This window comes from Komagataeibacter diospyri, from assembly GCF_006538165.1.
Classification (GTDB): Bacteria; Pseudomonadota; Alphaproteobacteria; order Acetobacterales; family Acetobacteraceae; genus Komagataeibacter; species Komagataeibacter diospyri.
The window spans coordinates 225111-241717 of the sequence record NZ_BDLU01000032.1; the positions used below are offsets into that span (position 1 = coordinate 225111).

At 66.0% G+C, this 16607-nt stretch carries 17 protein-coding genes; 7 read left to right on the forward strand and 10 right to left on the reverse strand.

Annotated elements, in window-relative coordinates; all coding sequences use genetic code 11:
• Positions 1–59 precede the first annotated feature (59 nt).
• The gene (gene gloB, locus MSKU9_RS07050; RefSeq protein ID WP_141260599.1) at positions 60–791 is read right to left on the reverse strand and encodes a hydroxyacylglutathione hydrolase; all 732 of its coding nucleotides are present in this window, start codon (positions 789–791) and stop codon (positions 60–62) included.
• A gap of 87 nt (positions 792–878) precedes the next feature.
• Between gloB and MSKU9_RS07055 the strand changes: the two genes are divergently transcribed.
• From MSKU9_RS07055 to MSKU9_RS07065, 3 genes are read left to right on the forward strand one after another with little or no spacing between them, the layout of a single operon-like run.
• Positions 879–1643 carry a methyltransferase domain-containing protein gene (locus MSKU9_RS07055; RefSeq protein ID WP_227000852.1) on the forward strand — a complete coding sequence of 255 codons (765 nt, stop codon included), beginning with the start codon at positions 879–881 and terminating at the stop codon, positions 1641–1643.
• Between the two features lie 33 nt (positions 1644–1676).
• On the forward strand, positions 1677–2354 hold the full coding sequence (locus tag MSKU9_RS07060; protein WP_141260600.1) for a phosphatidylserine decarboxylase: 678 nt from the start codon (positions 1677–1679) through the stop codon (positions 2352–2354).
• 6 nt (positions 2355–2360) lie between these two features.
• Positions 2361–3227, forward strand: coding sequence for a CDP-alcohol phosphatidyltransferase family protein (locus MSKU9_RS07065; RefSeq protein WP_193557651.1), 867 nt, complete (start codon positions 2361–2363; stop codon positions 3225–3227).
• Between the two features lie 65 nt (positions 3228–3292).
• Here MSKU9_RS07065 and MSKU9_RS07070 read toward each other — a convergent pair whose 3' ends face one another.
• The 9 genes from MSKU9_RS07070 to MSKU9_RS07110 form a co-directional block, all read right to left on the reverse strand.
• The gene (locus MSKU9_RS07070; protein ID WP_141260601.1) at positions 3293–3748 is read right to left on the reverse strand and encodes an NADH-quinone oxidoreductase subunit B family protein; all 456 of its coding nucleotides are present in this window, start codon (positions 3746–3748) and stop codon (positions 3293–3295) included.
• Between the two features lie 6 nt (positions 3749–3754).
• Positions 3755–5239, reverse strand: a complete 1485-nt coding sequence (locus MSKU9_RS07075) for an NADH-quinone oxidoreductase subunit D-related protein (RefSeq protein ID WP_227002401.1) — start codon at positions 5237–5239, stop codon at positions 3755–3757.
• Positions 5233–6312 (reverse strand): hypothetical protein, encoded by a 1080-nt coding sequence (locus MSKU9_RS07080; RefSeq protein ID WP_141260602.1) that lies wholly within the window; start codon positions 6310–6312, stop codon positions 5233–5235. Before MSKU9_RS07080 ends, MSKU9_RS07075 begins: the two co-directional genes overlap by 7 nt.
• The gene (locus MSKU9_RS07085; protein ID WP_141260603.1) at positions 6309–6854 is read right to left on the reverse strand and encodes a hypothetical protein; all 546 of its coding nucleotides are present in this window, start codon (positions 6852–6854) and stop codon (positions 6309–6311) included. The genes MSKU9_RS07080 and MSKU9_RS07085 overlap by 4 nt, the downstream gene beginning before the upstream one ends.
• A gap of 2 nt (positions 6855–6856) precedes the next feature.
• Positions 6857–7825 carry a hypothetical protein gene (locus MSKU9_RS07090; RefSeq protein WP_141260604.1) on the reverse strand — a complete coding sequence of 323 codons (969 nt, stop codon included), beginning with the start codon at positions 7823–7825 and terminating at the stop codon, positions 6857–6859.
• Between the two features lie 6 nt (positions 7826–7831).
• Positions 7832–9484 carry a hypothetical protein gene (locus MSKU9_RS07095; RefSeq protein WP_227002402.1) on the reverse strand — a complete coding sequence of 551 codons (1653 nt, stop codon included), beginning with the start codon at positions 9482–9484 and terminating at the stop codon, positions 7832–7834.
• A 167-nt stretch (positions 9485–9651) separates the two neighbouring features.
• A complete protein-coding gene (locus tag MSKU9_RS07100) occupies positions 9652–10503 on the reverse strand; it encodes an aldo/keto reductase (protein ID WP_141260605.1) in 852 nt (283 codons plus the stop codon).
• Positions 10504–10553: 50 nt separating this feature from the next.
• Positions 10554–11000, reverse strand: a complete 447-nt coding sequence (locus MSKU9_RS07105; protein WP_141260606.1) for a DNA polymerase III subunit chi — start codon at positions 10998–11000, stop codon at positions 10554–10556.
• A 42-nt stretch (positions 11001–11042) separates the two neighbouring features.
• Positions 11043–12509 (reverse strand): leucyl aminopeptidase, encoded by a 1467-nt coding sequence (locus MSKU9_RS07110; protein WP_193557657.1) that lies wholly within the window; start codon positions 12507–12509, stop codon positions 11043–11045.
• Positions 12510–12661: 152 nt separating this feature from the next.
• On the opposite strand from MSKU9_RS07110, the gene cysQ reads away from it, so the two are divergent.
• Genes cysQ through MSKU9_RS07130 form a run of 4 tightly spaced genes read left to right on the forward strand, consistent with a single transcriptional unit; the run spans position 12662 to position 16547 of the window.
• A complete protein-coding gene (gene cysQ, locus MSKU9_RS07115) occupies positions 12662–13447 on the forward strand; it encodes a 3'(2'),5'-bisphosphate nucleotidase CysQ (RefSeq protein WP_141260608.1) in 786 nt (261 codons plus the stop codon).
• Positions 13448–13456: 9 nt separating this feature from the next.
• Positions 13457–14431, forward strand: coding sequence for an L-threonylcarbamoyladenylate synthase (locus tag MSKU9_RS07120; RefSeq protein ID WP_141260609.1), 975 nt, complete (start codon positions 13457–13459; stop codon positions 14429–14431).
• Between the two features lie 38 nt (positions 14432–14469).
• Positions 14470–15093: a hypothetical protein gene (locus MSKU9_RS07125; RefSeq protein ID WP_141260610.1), complete on the forward strand. Its 624-nt coding sequence runs from the start codon at positions 14470–14472 to the stop codon at positions 15091–15093.
• The gene (locus MSKU9_RS07130) at positions 15090–16547 is read left to right on the forward strand and encodes an FAD-binding oxidoreductase (RefSeq protein WP_141260611.1); all 1458 of its coding nucleotides are present in this window, start codon (positions 15090–15092) and stop codon (positions 16545–16547) included. Before MSKU9_RS07125 ends, MSKU9_RS07130 begins: the two co-directional genes overlap by 4 nt.
• The last annotated feature ends 60 nt before the right edge of the window (positions 16548–16607 follow it).

The following is a 16607-nucleotide window of genomic DNA, read 5'->3' on the forward strand; positions in this document are numbered from 1 at the left end:
TGTAAAACGCGGGGCCACCACCTGCGTTTCCCTGTCCATGCAAAACGTGACATAGTATGTCAGAAGCTGTCCTTTTCCCTGCGCAACCGTGCAAGGGTCGCGACATCGTGCGCACGCAGGAAGGGATTGGTCTGGCGTTCCACCAGCAGGGGAACCGGTAGCGTGGGCGCCCCCCTGCCCCGCAGGTCCGCCACCTGCGCCGCGCGTGCCTTCAGCGCGGTGTTATCCGGATCGACATGCAGGGCAAAACGGGCATTGGACTGGGTATATTCATGCCCGCAGCATATCAGCGTGTCATCCGGCAGGGCCTTGATACGCTGCAGGCTGGCGAACATATCGGCGGGTGTGCCCTCGAACAGTCGTCCACACCCCATGCTGAACAGCGTATCACCACAGAACAGCGCCGGGCCATCGGGGAAATAATAGGATACCTCGCCCGCTGTATGCCCCGGCGTTGCAATGACCTGTGCCCGGGACTGCCCCAGCTCCACGACATCCCCGTCACGTACCGCAATATCAAGACGGGGCAGACGGGCGGCCTCCGCCACAGGCCCCACGATCTTCGCGCCATAACGCTGCCGCAGGGCGTCGGCCGCCGCGACATGGTCGGCATGATGGTGGGTCAGGAAAATCAGATCCAGCCTGTCTCCCGCCGCATCAATGGCGGCGATCAGGGGGGCTTCCTGCGCCGGATCAACCATGCCGGCGGCCCCGGTTACGCCATCATGCACAAACCAGGCGTAATTGTCCGACAGGATAGGAATCGCCTTTACGGCAAGTTTCTGTGTCATGACTGTATCTCCTGCACTTTCGTTGCATGACCTGAATGCCCGGCATGACGTGATGGCCCGGGCAGCGGGGTATGCTAATGTGCACCAATGCCAGCGAACATACACACCGCCGCAAGTTTCTATGCCACCCGCCGGGGGCAGGTGGCCGCGCGCCTGCTGTGCCAGCGCATGGCCGCCTTCTGGCCCGAAAGCACGCAGGGACACACGCTTGGCCTGGGGTACGCGCTGCCCTTCCTGCCATTATGGGACCGGCCCGACAGGCCGTGCATGTCGGCGCGGCTGGACACGCATGTCACGCGCGATGCGCTGCCATGGCACGGGCGGGACTGTATCGTAAACGGCACGCACCTGCCATTTGATGACCTGAAGTTCGACCGCATCGTGATGATCCATGCGCTGGAGGTCAGTGAGGACAAGAACAGCCTGCTGCGGCAGGTCTGGAAGATTCTGAAGGATGACGGGCAGCTGCTGCTTGTCGTGCCCAACCGGGCGGGGCTATGGGCCCATACTGACAACTCCCCCTTCGGGCAGGGCACGCCATTTTCGCGGCGGCAGATCACGCGCTGGCTGGCCGATGCCTGTTTTCAGGCGCAACGCCATGAAGACGCACTGTATGTCCCACCGGTCGGCCCATGCCCGGCGGGGCCGGTCCGCATGGTGGAATGGACGGGCCGCAACCTGTTCCCCCGGCTGGGCGGCGTCTGCATGATAGAAGCGGTCAAGGACATATACGCAACCATACCCGCACGCCCCGCGACACTGGTGCCGGCCGGGCTGCGCCTGCGTCAGGCAGGGGTTTTCTCACGAAATACCACACCCCGGCGGCAACCACGTGACATGCAGGATACTTGACCAATTTTACTGAAATCTTCATGAACATTATCCATGTCGCTGATTCAATCACTCAAGCTTGTCATCGCCCCGCCACACCCGGCCGCGCGCCCGTTTCTCCTCGCGTCGGGGGCCGGGGCCATTCTCGGTCGGCTGCTGCCGTTCCGGGTGACCAGATGGCTTGGCACAGGCAGTGGCCTGTTCTTTGGTTTCTGCCTGTATTTCTTCCGTGACCCCGAGCGTGTCACGCCAGCCGAACCAAATCTGGCGGTGGCGCCCGCGGACGGACACATCGTGTCGATCGAGAAAGTGCCCCCCCCGCCTGAACTGGACATGGGTGACGCCCCGGTCTGGCGTGTGGCAACCTTCCTGTCAGTGCTGGATGTGCATGTAAACCGCATGCCGGTCGCGGGCACCGTGACACGGATCGCCTACCATGCCGGGCAGTTCCTGAACGCCAGTCTGGACAAGGCGTCCGAACTGAACGAACGCAACGCACTGCGCGTGACGCTGAAGGACGGGCGGCAGGTCGCCGTGGTCCAGATCGCGGGCCTGATCGCACGTCGCATCCTGTGTGATGCCGAAGAAGGCATGCAGTACGAAACCGGCGAGCGTTTCGGCCTGATCCGCTTTGGCTCGCGCACCGACCTGTACCTGCCACCCGATGTCACGCCGCTGGTTGAAGTCGGGCAGACCATGATTGGTGGCGAAACCGTGATGGCGCGGCTTTAACCCGGTATGGCCACCTCCCCCACCACACCGGCACGCCGTACCCGGCGCCTGAAAAAACGCCAGCGCCCCCGCGTCCGGGGGCTTTCGTTCAACCGGATGGTTCCCAATCTCATGACCATGCTGGGCCTGTGCGCGGGCCTGACGGGCATGCGATTCGGGCTGGAGGGACGATTTGGCAGCGCCGCGACCGCCCTGCTCATCGCCGCCTGCATCGACGGGCTGGATGGACGGATCGCGCGCCTGCTGCGCGGCACCAGCCGTTTCGGGGCGGAATTCGACAGCCTGTCGGATTTCCTGTGCTTTGGCGTAGCCCCGGCTTTCGTGCTGTATCTGTGGGCGCTGCATGAAGGGGGCCGTTTTGGCTACATTCCGTGCATCATGTTCACGGTCTGTATGGCATTGCGCCTGGCGCGCTTCAACGCCAGCCTGGATGACGACGCCAACCAGCCGAAATACGCCAGCAACTTCTTTACCGGTGTTCCGGCCCCTGCAGGTGCCGGGCTTGCACTGTTTCCGCTTTTCCTCGGGCTGGAAGCGCAGCACCTGCATTGTGACTGGCTGTATGAGCTGACGCGCGACCCGTTGCTGCCCGCACTGACACTTAGCGGCACGGCCTTCCTGCTTGTCTCGACCCTGCCGGTCTGGTCATTCAAGAACTTCAAGGTTCCTTCCCCCATGGTCCTGCCCACCATGCTGGGTACGGGGGCCTATGCCGCCGTTCTGGTGGCCGAACCATGGGGCGCGCTTGCCGCTGCCGGGATCATCTACATCCTGCTGCTGCCCATAAGCAGGCGGAGCTTTCACCGCCTGCGCCGGGAAGCCGAGGCCCTGCAGGAAAGTGACGATCAGCCTGTGGCTTCCCCTGCAGGCTGATAAACGTTTATGGGTGCCGCCTTTTTGAAAAAGGCGTTACCCATAAAACTTTCATCCTTTTTATATTACGCAGATAGCCCGCCTTCGCCCTGCATGCGCCAGCGGATCAGGGCGTCGAGTATTTCCGCAGGCGACGGCGGGCATCCCGGCAGCAGCAGGCTGACACGCGCACGACTGCCCACACCACCCAGCACCGCATAACCAGGCGTAAACACGCCCCCATCCAGCGCGCAGTCCCCTACTGCGGCCAGCAGGCGCGTACCGGGCATGGCCTGCCATGCCAGTTCCACGACCGGAGCCATTTCCACCGTCAGGCTGCCGGTCAGCAGCAACAGGCTGGCCTGTCGTGGCGTGGAGACGAAACGGATATCGGAATATCCTTCCACCAGTGCACGCGACAGGCTGCGCAGTTCAAGCGCGCAGCCGGTGCAGCCCCCGGTTTCCATATGAAAGATATCCAGCGGCAGCATGCGGGGCAGGACCGCGCCTTCGGGCCAGAACAGGTCAAGATATGCCATCATCCCTTCCTACAGGTCGGCCGCCGCAGCCGACAGGCCGAGGGAGGCAAGGATCAGCGGCACATCCTCATACACCGCGCCGGATAATACCTGCGGCAGTGCCTGAAACAGCAGCAGGGACGGATCACCGCACCACCATGCTGCCACCCGGCCCTTTTCAACCCGCAGCCAGTGCCAGACCGGCCCTGTCGGTCCTTCAACACAACCGATCCCCTCGCCCGACCCATAGTCATCGCCCGGCACAGGTGCTGTCAGGCACCGCGCCGTGTCCAGCGTGGACAGCATTTCCACCGCCGTTTCGACTTCATGCAGACGCAGGCCAAGCCGTGCGGCCACATCGCCCGCCATTGCGTGATACCCATCCGGCCATCCATGACGTACACGCGAAATATAGGGGCGCAGGTCGGATTCAACGCCGCCTGCCCGTCCCACGCATCCGGCAATGCCCCAGTAATCGGCGATATCCGCCGACAGGATACCCCGCCCCCGCGCCTGCATGGCCATGCCACGCGGCCGCCAGAACAGACGCTGCAAGGCCCTGCAGCCATCGCGCAGTTCCACCAGCAGTTCTGCAGGAATAGACAGTGTCCGTTCCACTCCGCCCACAGGCGGCAGTACGTCAAACAGCAGGCGACTGCCATACACATCCCGACAGGCCTGCCGCAACCGTTCCACAAGGATTGCGGCAGGCATGGCAAAACGCCTATCCGCCAGCAGTTCAGCTGCGACCGTCAACGTATCCAGATGGGTCACGATACGTCCAAGTTCCCCCACGAACAGGTCCGCGTCGCCCATTTCCCCCGCAGCATTCCCCCCTATCGCAGCCAGCGCGCCAGCAAATGCCTGCTGGTGGGCCACCGTAGCCGTGGCGTCAATCCGGGCCACCATCTGTGTGGCCTGCGCCACGGTTGCGCCACGCATGCGCGCGCACAGACCACGATGGGCATAGCCCATGCGGGAGCGCACCTGCATGATCCGTTCCCCCGGCAGACCCAGACGCAGGTGAAAAGGCGCGTTGAAATCCCCCTCCGCCGGGCCATAGCCCAACACGGTTCCACCTGCCCGCACCATGGTTGCGTCATCGGTGAATTCCACACCCTCAGGCGCGGCAGGTGCTGGCGGGGACCGGTCACGCAGGGGCCATGTCACCGGCCATTGCCCCTGATCCAGCCATGGGGCGCAGCCTGTAGCCCCCATGGCCTCGATCCCCCACATATCCTGAATGATGCGTTCAGACGCACTGGCCCCGGCCCGCGCGGGGGACAGGGCAAGGTAGCGCCCATCCGTTACCGCAACACTGGCCAGCAGGGGGCGCGTTTGCTCCATGAACAGGGCATGCACCTGCATCCCGTCCGACCACAGGCCAAGAAGTGGCAGGGTGGAATGGGACAGGGCCGCCACCATGTCACGCCATTCCCCCTCATCCAGAACGAACCGTCCGTTACAGTTCGCCGGCATCCCCCTGCGGATCAGGTCCGCCACCTGCGTCACCACGATCCTCCCCCCATCTGGTAATACGCAGCACTGGCGAGCACCATGCATCCGATGGCCATCAACAACGCCGCCTGCGCCCATGATGCCACGCCATGCCCTGCCCCCGTGCGTTCCGCCATCACCGGCCACAGGCTGGCACCAGCCAGCAGCGCCACAGGGGGCATTTCACCCATTTCCCCCACGAGTACCAGCACGGCCGCCATGCCGGGCAGGGAGGGCGGCCATAGCATGGATCCCGACAGCCGCCCGCCCGACGGTGTCACACAGGCCATGACCAGCAGGCAGGCTGCAAGCGGCAGCCCCCCCATGACACCATCCGGCAGGCCCGCGGCCAGCACGGCCCACCCAGTCCAGTAGTCCCCCGGGAACGATCGTCCCAGCCGCGACAGAACAGCCCATGACAGGCACACGCACCCCATGAAGGTCAGGACCGGCAGCAGCACCGGCCAGACATCTGCCGCCCGCGCGACAACCGGCAGCACGGCCAGTATTTCCATGTTCCATCCGGGCGCAACAACCGGTCCCGGACGGCCAGGAACGCCACAGGCCAGCAGCAGCCCGCCCACCAGCAGGATCGCCGCGGCCTGGTCCTGCATGTGTCCCCAGCCCGCCTGCAGTACGAACAGGCCACCCTGCGCCACAAGCAGGCCACCCAGTCCCATGCGCAGCACCTGCCATCCGTCCCGGTCCAGCCCACGCGGCCCGATCGCCAGCCCAAGCCGGGCCACAAGACCACAGCCAAGGAACACCCCAAGCAGGTCACACCGCCCGAACGCAATGGCCAGGGCCGCGATGCCCGACAGGAAAAAGGGCAGCACGCCAGCCCCACGCGGGGCGGTTGCCTGCGCAGGACGCTGCATGAAAACCCACACGCATAATGCCAGCGCAGGACCACATCCCGTCATGATCCGCGCCATATCGGGGAAATGCGCGCTTCCCGCGCCACACAGGATCAGCAGCAGCACCGCCAGCAACCCACGCAGCGCCAGCGTCCCGCCCGTTACCAGCAGGGCGGTCAGGACCAGCACCATCCAGCCCCCCAGCAGGCTGGCATAAAGCGGCAGCATCATCATGCCTTACCCCCATGCGACCGGGGACATGCAGCCAGCAGGATATTCAGGCCAATCGCCACGACAATCACCTCCGCCATGACCAGCCTGTCATCCACCCGTGCCGCCAGCAGCATGACGCCATCCAGCCCACAGGCAAGCCCCGCGCACAGCGCGACAGGCCCACGGGCGATACATGCCCCCCACACGCCACACAGGGTGGCGGCCAGCCCCGTCATGCCCATAAGGCGCGCCGTCATGCCCACCTGCGGTCCCTGCATGATGACCTGCGCCAGCACCGCGATACAGGCCAGCCCACCAGCAAGGCGCAGGCCACTGCGCTCACGCTCCCCTGCGGGGATATGCAGCATCTGCACGCCCAGCAACCCAAGCAGTCCCGCCAGCCCCACCGCCATCACGCAGGCCAGCCCGACCTGTTCGTGCCCCCAGCGCGACAGGCATACGCATGCGGCCATGCACGCCCCATGCCAGACCGGGCCACCACCCCGTCCCCCCGAAGTCGAAAGCGAAAGAATGACCAGAACACCGAACAGCAACACAAGCATGGTCAGCTTATCCCCCGACCGGCAAACAGCAGCACCCCGGCCATGACGGCGCATAACAGCGCCAGTCCCGCCCGCCAGCCCGCATGCCGCTGTCCCGACACCACGAAAACCCGTATCGCCGCGACACAGCCGCAGGCCAGCAGCATATGCGCCACCCACAACGCGACCGCCACCAGCATGGGCACCAGCACCCATGAACGCGACAGGATGTCAGGTTCCACAATCCCTTCAGGCCAGATCAGGTCACGCGCCAGCATCATCCACACCACCGCCAGCAGGTCACGCGCATACTGGGCCACGGCGCGGTCAGGACCGGCAAGGTCCTCCAGCATGGCTGCGGACAGCCGTGACGTCGTACCGTCACCTTCCCCCACCCCCGCCACGACCAGTGCACCGGCAAGCAGCGCCAGCGGCGCGCGCACAAGGTTCATGTCCGCCACATGCGCCTGCCGCACCAGTCCCGCCAGCGTGCCATCGGGCAGGCACATGCCCAGCACGCCGCATGCCAGCAGCATGACCGGCTGGATCATGATGCCACCCGCCACGACCCGCAGTCCCGTATGGCCCGGCCGCGCAAGACCCGGCGCAAGGGCGGCCACCACCAGCGCAAGGAAGGCCATTTCCAGCAACCCGCCGATAACCAGTACATCCGACAGGTCGCCACCGGGCATGCCGGTGGCAAAGGACGGCACCAGCAACGCCGCCATCATGCCCGCCGCCAGCGCCAGCCAGGGTGCGACCGCCGTGACCTGCGCGCCAGCCGCCGAACGCACACCCACCTGCCGCCATGCATGCAGCAGGGTGCGCCAGTGCGCGGTGGGGTCCGGCAGGCGGCGTTCGCCTTCCATCATGGCGGCCATCCAGCGCAAGAGGCCAATCCATACCGGCACCGTCACCATGACCAGCGCCATGTGACAGCCTGCAAGCAGCAGGGCCTGCATCCGCGCGGCAAGGACAGGTGATGTCATCATGCAGCCTTACCCATGCCACGCGATGAATATCAGCGCCGCCATGCACGCCATGGCCACCACCACCGGCGCGGACACCATGACGCTACCCCGCAGCACATCACCAGCATACCGCGCCAGCGCGGGCCATGGCTGCCCCATCCGCCGTCGCAGGCGCACGTAATCACGCAGCAACCGCCTGCGTGCTGCAGGCATCACCACCATATCCAGCAGCATGCGCGCGGGATTACCCGGCCCCACCTGCGTCAGCGGATCGCCAAACACCATCCACGGCGGCACGGGGGGCGCGCCCTGCTGCCAGCCCGCGACCTGACGGGCAGGCGTGGGGCAGGCCATGCGCCGCAGCAACACAACCATGCCCCCCACCACCGCCACCAGCAGGCAAAGCCGCGCGGGATGCAGAACCGCCGCCCCATCGGGCGACGCCAGTACGATCGTATCCATCATCGGCCACGTAACCCCGCCCGGACCATGTCCTGCCACCAGCCCGAGCCAGTATCCCGGCCAGATGGAGGCACACAGCACCGGCAGCACAGCCAGCAGCAGGGTGACCATTTCCCGCCCCGGCGGATCGGACGCCCCGGCCCCACGTGGCGTGCGTGGCCTGCCACACAGCATGACCGCGACAATCCGCACGAGTGCAAGCATGCGTATCGCCCACCCTGCCCCCAGCGCCATAAGTGCAAGCAGCAGCGGGAGGTCCGCCCCCAGTCCACCGCCGCGCGGCATGGCCGCCAGCAGGTGCAGCAGCATCCAGATAAGGGAAAAACCCAGCAGCGGCGGCAGCCCGCTTTCCGCCAGCAGGCCGATGGAAAACAGGGCCGACAGGCGCGGCATCAGCACACCCAGCCCCCCCAGGCGGCATAGTACGAGAGCACCGGCCTCACGCTCCATCACATCAATGGCGCGGGCCATGAACACCCATGTCAGCAGCGTGCCCACGACCAGCATGGACGTGCGGCCCGCGCATGTGGCCATGGCTGGCAGGTCATCAGCGCGGGCCAGCAGGCCCAGCCCCGCCAGCACGATCACCAGCGCGCCCGTACCCCCCAGCAGGCCCGTCATGACCCTGCGCCCGTCACCCGCGCACAGCGCCCGCCATGATGCCGTCATGTATAACAGACAGCCTGCCACGATCAGCATGCCACCCCAGCGCATGTCCGCCACCATGCCGCCAGCAGGCAGGTGCCCCCACAACGCCATGGCGGCGACCATCGCGGCGATATCGGTCATGTGGAAAGGGTGCAGGCCACGCGGTGCCACACGCGGGGAAAAGGAAAGCCCCAGCAGCCCGCGCGTGGCCAGCCAGCACAGGCCGGGCAGCAGCCAGCCCGCATGGGCCGGGAACACCAGCACCGCCGCCATAAGCAGCAGCGCAATCAGATCAGGCGCCTGTCGCACGTCCATGCGCAGAATATCGTTATGTGGGCCATGCGCACGCGCGACCAGTATCCATCCCGCCCCCATAGAGGACAGGACCGGCCCACCAGTCACCGCAAGCGCTGCCCCGCCACAGGCCGCGAGGTCACGCCCGCCGGATGCGGCAAACCCCACAATGCCCAGCGGCACCAGCAGGGCGACATCGCGCGCATTACCAGAAAAACCGGCCCATGCCACGATCCCGCCTGGCAGCACGACCCCAAGGCAGGACAGGACGGCCATGACGCATATGGCCAGCCATCCGCAGCGCAAGGCGGGCACCATTCCCGCAGCCGACCGTGACCAGCAGGCCGGCAGGGCACATGCCATCCCCACCAGCATTACGGTTACGACAAGGATGACAGGAATGATGACAGCCCTCCCGCATGCCGCCCGGAAGGCCGGGCGGGTCAGATCATGGCCAGCGGCTCCTTGCGGCGCGGCGGCGCTATGGCTTCATCAATCTGCGCCAGATCATCGCGCGTCAAGGTGATCTCGGTCGCGGCAAGGTTTTCGTGCTGGTGACGCGGGCTGCCCGCCTTGGGAATGGCCAGCACATTTTCCTGCCGCAGCACCCATGCCAGCGCGATCTGCGCCGTTGTGGCAGGCCCAAGGGATGTCGTGTGCCGCTGCGCGATATGCCTGAGCACAGGCGCACGCAGCAGGTCACCGCCCTGCCCCAGCGGGGAATAGGCCATGGTCACGATGCCCGCATCGCGGTCGCGTTGCAGCAGGTCGAATTCCACCCCGCGGTAATCCAGGCTGTACAGCACCTGATTGGCGGCACACGGCGTACTGGCCGGTATGCTTTCGACCTCACGCATGCCATCGGCATCGAAGTTGGAGACACCCCAGCTACGGATCATGCCCGCGTCAACCAGGTCATCGAATCCGGCCAGCGTTTCCTCCAGCGGCACGCTGCCGGGCCAGTGCAGCAGGTACAGGTCAAGATAATCGGTACCCAGCCGCTTCAGTGACGCGGCGCATGCCCTGCGCACGCCATTGCGCGATGCGTTGGAAGGGACAATCTTGCTGACAAGGAACACATCATCGCGTCGCCCCCTGATCGCCTCGCCCACCAGTTTTTCGGAACGGCCGGAGCCATACATTTCCGCCGTGTCCACAACACGGATACCCGCGTCGAGGCCTGCGTGGATGCTCTTTATCTCATCCGCGCGGCGGCTGTCGCTGTCCCCCATGTTCCATGTGCCCATGCCCAGCGCGGGCACCGTGGTGCCATTGGGGAAAGTAACCGTCTTCATTGCGCAACCTGCCTTTCGTCCATCCCGTCACCGCCGTGGCACGGTGGTGACTATTTGCGACGCGCCCAGCCTTTGGGCTGCTGTTGCCAGTAGCTCAGTTCATGGCCACCATCACGCCATGCCACCCAGCGTTTGCGCGCGGCAGTGACGGCGGTTTCATCATGGCCGTCAAACAGGTCAAACACCCGTTCGAAAGGGGAAAGGTCGGGCGCTTCCACCCCGTCAAGCAGGAAGGCGAAGGTCGCACCATTGGGTACATCCGCGCCTTCCGTCAGCCAGATCGGCTGCCAGGGCCCATGCCCCATGGCCTGCGTGCCATGGGGAAGCCATAGCGGATCGGTCGCCCGCCACAGCCCTTCATCAAGCTCCTGCACCCGTTCCGCTGTGGCACAGCGGACCACCGCCCTCTTTCCCGCCGCCAGCGTACGGCCCAGCAGCGCAGGCAGGACTGCCAGCGCCGGTGAACGCGTCAGGTGATAGAAGCCGATCTGCGCCATGGAGTTCCCCGTTCCGATCCGGCCTGCCGCGCGGGGCAGGCATTACCCCTCGTAATACGTGCCGACCATGCGATCGAGCAGGCGCACACCAAAGCCGGTCGCCCCCTTGGGCGCATGCGATGTCGCCTTGGATGTAAATGCCGTGCCCGCGATGTCCAGATGCGCCCACGGCACGTCGTTCACGAAGCATTCAAGGAACTTGGCCGCCGTGATCGAGCCGCCGGGACGACCGCCGATGTTCTTGAGGTCCGCGATATCCGAACGCAGCAGTTCAAGGTAGGCGGCGTCCATGGGCATGCGCCACAGCTTCTCGCCGGTCTTTTCACCCGTGGCCGACAGGTGGCCCGCCAGTTCGTCACTGTTGGAAAACAGGCCCGCGCGTTCGATACCCAGGCTGACCACGATCGCCCCGGTCAGGGTGGCGAGATTGACCATGAAACGCGGCTTGAAACGATCCTGCGTGTACCACAGCACATCTGCCAGCACGAGGCGGCCTTCGGCATCGGTATTCAGCACTTCCACCGTCTGGCCCGCCGCCGTGCGCACGATATCGCCCGGACGCTGCGCGTTGCCTGACAGCATGTTTTCCACCAGTCCCACGACACCGATGGCGTTCACCTTCGCCTTGCGCCCCGCCAGCGCCGCCATGGTGCCGACCACGGCGGCGGCACCGGCCATATCGGTCTTCATTTCGTCCATGCCAGCGGCGGGCTTGATCGAGATGCCGCCCGAATCAAAGGTCACGCCCTTGCCGACGAAGGCCACCGGAGCGTCCCCCTCCGCACCGCCATTCCAGCGCATGATGACCGTACGCGGCGGCGCATCGCTGCCCTGCGCCACCCCCAGCAGCGCGCCGAAGCCCAGCCTGTGCATGGCGTCGCGATCCAGCACCTCGACTTCGATGCCCAGGTCACGCAGGGCAAGGATGCGCTGTTCGAATTCGGGCGGACGCAGCATGTTCGCGGGTTCGGATACAAGATCACGGCACAGGCACACGCCCCGCGCCACTGCCGCAAGCGGCTGCCATGCCGTGCTGGCGTGCGCCGGGTCTGCACAGGCCACGGTCACGTTTACCAGCGGCCCCGCCTCGCCCTTGCGCGGCTGGGTGCGGTACGAATCGAAACGGTAGCTGCCCAGCACGATGCCCAGCGCCACGTGGGCCGCAAGGTCGGGGGCAACCGTATCCGCCACGACCACGCCGGCGGCTCCCGCATCGGACAGGGCGCGCGCGGCTGCGACGCCCGCCCGTTCGGCCACGGTGGCGTCAAGTGCGGCCACATTGCCCAGCCCCACCATGATCACGCGATCATATCCCGCGCCGGGTGCGAGCACGACGCAGGTTTTTGCCGCATCGAAGCCGAACCTTGCGGCCTTCGCCGCACGGGTCAGCGCGCCACCCACCGCCGCGTCCAGCGCAGCGAAGGCCCCCGCGGGTGCGCCGGGGGCGGCAAGGATGGCAATGGTGCCACTGGTGGGCAGGCTTGCATCGGAAAAGGCGATATCGGGCATATGGGTCACGGTGCTCCGCTACGAAGGTGTTGGGCAGGCAGGATAAATTCCCGTGCCAGCACGCCGCGCCCCGGACCGGTACACCCCTGTCCGGGGCCATCGGCACCGATAAGGGCATGACGGCGCGCCGTGAGTAAGCTAATGCGAACAGCATGAATACGCCATCCATGCCAGCATATGAGGACGGATTCCTTCTGGATCTGGCCCTGCGCCTTGCCGATGAGGCCGCCGAACTGATCCGCGCCATCCGCGCACGCGGGTTCGCGACCAGTGTCAAGACCGACAGTTCCCCCGTGACCGAAGCCGACCACGCAGCGGAAAAACATATCCTTGCGGGGCTGCGCGCCCACGCCCCCGCCATTCCCGTCGTGGCGGAAGAAGAAGTCGCGGCTGGCATCATGACCGATACCGGATCGGAGTTCTGGCTGGTGGACCCGCTGGATGGCACGCGGGAATTCGCCGCCGGGCGCGACGATTTCACCGTCAATATCGGTCTGGTGCGCGACGGCCGCCCGGTGCTGGGGGCCGTGGCCCTTCCGGCCTATCACCAGCTTTATGGCGCGGGTGCCGGACGCGGGGCGTTTCGCATCGATGCCCACGGCACGCAGGCCATTCATGTCCGCACGCCCCCTGCGGAAGGGCTGACCGTGCTGGCGTCGCGCCATTATGCCGATGATCCGCGCCTGAAGGAATTCCTGGGCGGGCATACGATTGCCCATCTGGGCAATATCGGGTCTGCGGCCAAGTTCATCCGCGTGGCCGAAGGGGTGGCCGACCTTTATCCCCGCCTTGGCACCACCATGGAATGGGACACCGCCGCCCCGCAGGCCGTTGTCGAAGCCGCGGGCGGGTCCATCACCACGCCAGATGGCAAGGTGCTGGGCTATGGCAAGCCCGGCTTCCGTAACCCGCATTTCCTGTGTCGCGGCGCGGCCTGACGCGCGCCCATGCACACACGCCTGCTGCATAACGACCCGCAGGGGATCGCCACCGCCGCCACCATCCTGCGCGCGGGCGGCCTGGTCGCCTTCGGGACGGAAACGGTTTACGGCCTTGGGGCGGATGCGGGCAATGATGATGCCGTCGCCGCCATCTATACGGCCAAGGGACGGCCGGGCATCAACCCGCTGATCAGCCATTTTGCAAATGGGGAGGCGGCTTTCGCGCAGGTGCAGGCCAGCACGCTTGCACGCAGGCTGGCTGAACGGTTCTGGCCCGGGCCGCTGACCATGGTGCTGCCACGTGCCGCGCATTGCGGCATTTCCCCCATAGCGACCGCGGGCCTGCCCACCGCTGCCGTGCGGGTCCCGGCGGGGACCACCACGCAGGCCCTGCTGGCGGCATGCGGGTTTCCGGTCGTGGCCCCTTCGGCCAACCCGTCTGGCCGGGTCAGCCCGTCCGACGCGCAGCATGTGCTGGCGGGGCTGGATGGCCGCATTGACGCGGTCCTTGACTGCGGGCCATGCAGCATTGGCGTGGAGAGCACGATCATCGACCTTGGCGGTGACATCCCTGTCCTGCTGCGCCCCGGCGGCATCACGCTGGAAGCGCTGGAAGACGCATGCGGTATGCCACTGGCCCTGCCCACGGGCCGCAACGATGTCCGCCCCGCTGCCCCCGGCCAGCTTTCATCGCATTACGCGCCCGGCCTGCCGGTACGGCTGGAGGCAACGGCCGTGGCCCCCGATGAGGCCCTGCTGGCATTCGGTCCCCCGCTGCCCGGCAGCGCGCTGGTGTGGAACCTGAGTGAAGCGGGTGATTTGCACGAAGCGGCAGCGCGCCTCTTCGCGGGGCTGCGGTTTCTTGATATGGAGGGTCACCGCCGGGGACTGGTCAGGATTGCGGTGCAGCATGTGCCCGGTCATGGGCTGGGCCGTGCGATCCGTGACCGCCTGATCCGTGCGGCCAGCCCGCGAGCATAATAGTTTCAACCGCATGATCCGACCCCGGTGCCCCTGAAATGAGCGACACAATCGACCCCAAGGAACTGAAAATCCTTTCGGATATCCTTGCACTCGTACTGGAAGACCATGCAGGCCAGTCGGAAAACGCGCTGGCCGCCATCCGCTCCCGGGCCAGGAAAAACCAGGTGACGGGTGGCGCGCTGAAAAACCTGTTTGCCGCCATTGCCCCCAATCCCCCGAAAAAGGCACCGGCAAAGCCACGCGCCCCCCGCGCCACGAAAGCCAGTGCGGCGGCCGCGAAAGAGATTCAGGAGTCGCACCAGCGCATTTCCCAGCTGACGGAAAGCATCCGCAGGCTGGACACGGAAATACGCGACCTGAAGGTGAATAACGAAGCGCTGCGTTCGGAACTGAACCTGACGCGGCAGGCCCGTGCCGAAACACAGGCCGCCCTGTCGTCGGCCGTGCAGTCCCACCGCCCCCCCCCACGCCGTTCGGGCCTGCTTGTGGCGGCGGCGGTGGGTGCCCTGACCGGCTTCGCCCTGACCGAAACGTGGCACCTGTTCATGTCCGGCAGCCCGGCGCAGGCCAGCGCCACCTATCCGCCGGTCCATCATCACGGGCAGGCGTGGCTCATGCCGCCCTCCCACCCCCTTCTTGCAGGAAATATGCCGTCATGACCGTCTCCCCCCCCACCGCACCGGCACGGCAGGACCTGATTGCCAGTTTTACCGACATGCTGGGGCCGGTGGGCGTGATTACGGGTGAAACCGATACCGCATCCTACTGCACCGACTGGCGCAACCTGTATCATGGCCGCGCGCTGGCGGTACTGCGTCCCGCCAGCACGGAAGAACTGTCACGACTTGTGCAGTTCTGTAACGAACATGACGTGCCCATGGTGCCGCAGGGGGGCAACACCAGCATGGTGGGGGGTGCCACGCCGGATGGCAGCGGGCGTGAAGTTGTCATCTGCCTGTCGCGCATGAACCGTATCCGCAACATCGATCCCCATGACCTGACCATGGAAATCGAGGCCGGCGTCACGCTGAAGGCGGCACAGGACGCGGCAAAGGAGGCCGGGTTCATGCTGCCGCTGTCCATCTCGTCCGAAGGGTCGGCGCAGATTGGCGGCGTGCTGGCGACAAACGCAGGCGGCAACAACACCCTGCGCTACGGCAATGCACGTGAACTGGTGCTGGGGCTGGAAGCGGTCATGCCCGATGGCGGGGTGTTCCATGGCCTGCGCCGCCTGCGCAAGGACAATACGGGTTATGCCCTGCGCCAGCTTCTGATCGGGTCCGAAGGCACACTGGGGTTCATCACCACGGCCATCATGCAGCTGCACCCGCAGCCGCGCGCGATCGAAGCCGCCCTGTGCGCGGTGGACGACGCCGAAGCCGCGCTGAAGCTGCTGGGCCTTCTGCGCGCGCGCGACCCGGCGCTGCTGCAGGCGTTCGAGTTCATGTCCGGCACGGGCATGGACATGGTGATCGACCTGATCCCCGGCACGACCCTGCCGCTGGGGGAACGGGCACCCGCCTACGTGCTGCTGGAACTGGCGACCCCACGCCCCGATGCCGACCTGCGCGAATATGCCGAGGACGTGCTGGGGGACGCGCTGGAGGAAGGCATCATCACCGACGCCGTCATAGCCGAAAGCGAGGGCCAGCGCACGGGCCTGTGGAAACTGCGTGAAGAACATGCCGAAGCCCAGCGCCGTGCGGGTGCGAGCGTCAAGAACGACGTGTCGGTGCCCGTGACCCACGTGCCCGAACTGATCGAGCGCGCCAGCGCCGCATGCGAAAAGCTGATCCCCGGCATCCGCCCTGCCCCGTTCGGCCACATGGGTGACGGCAACATCCACTTCAATCTGGTCCAGCCCGAAGGCATGGCGCCAGACGCCTTCCTGGCCCGCAGCCATGACATCATGGATACGGTGGCGGCGATCGTGAAGGAGCTTGATGGTTCGTTCTCGGCCGAGCACGGGGTGGGTCAGCTCAAGCCCTACATGATGCCGTCATGGCGTGGTGGTGCGGAACTGGCGGCCATGCGCCACATCAAGGCCGCCCTTGACCCGAAAAACCTCATGAACCCCGGCAAGGTCCTGCCGCCCGTCGCACCGGGGACATGAGGCCGCCGCCATCCGCGCGGCGGACTGAAGGCCGGGGCCAACCCCAATGCATGAAGGGAT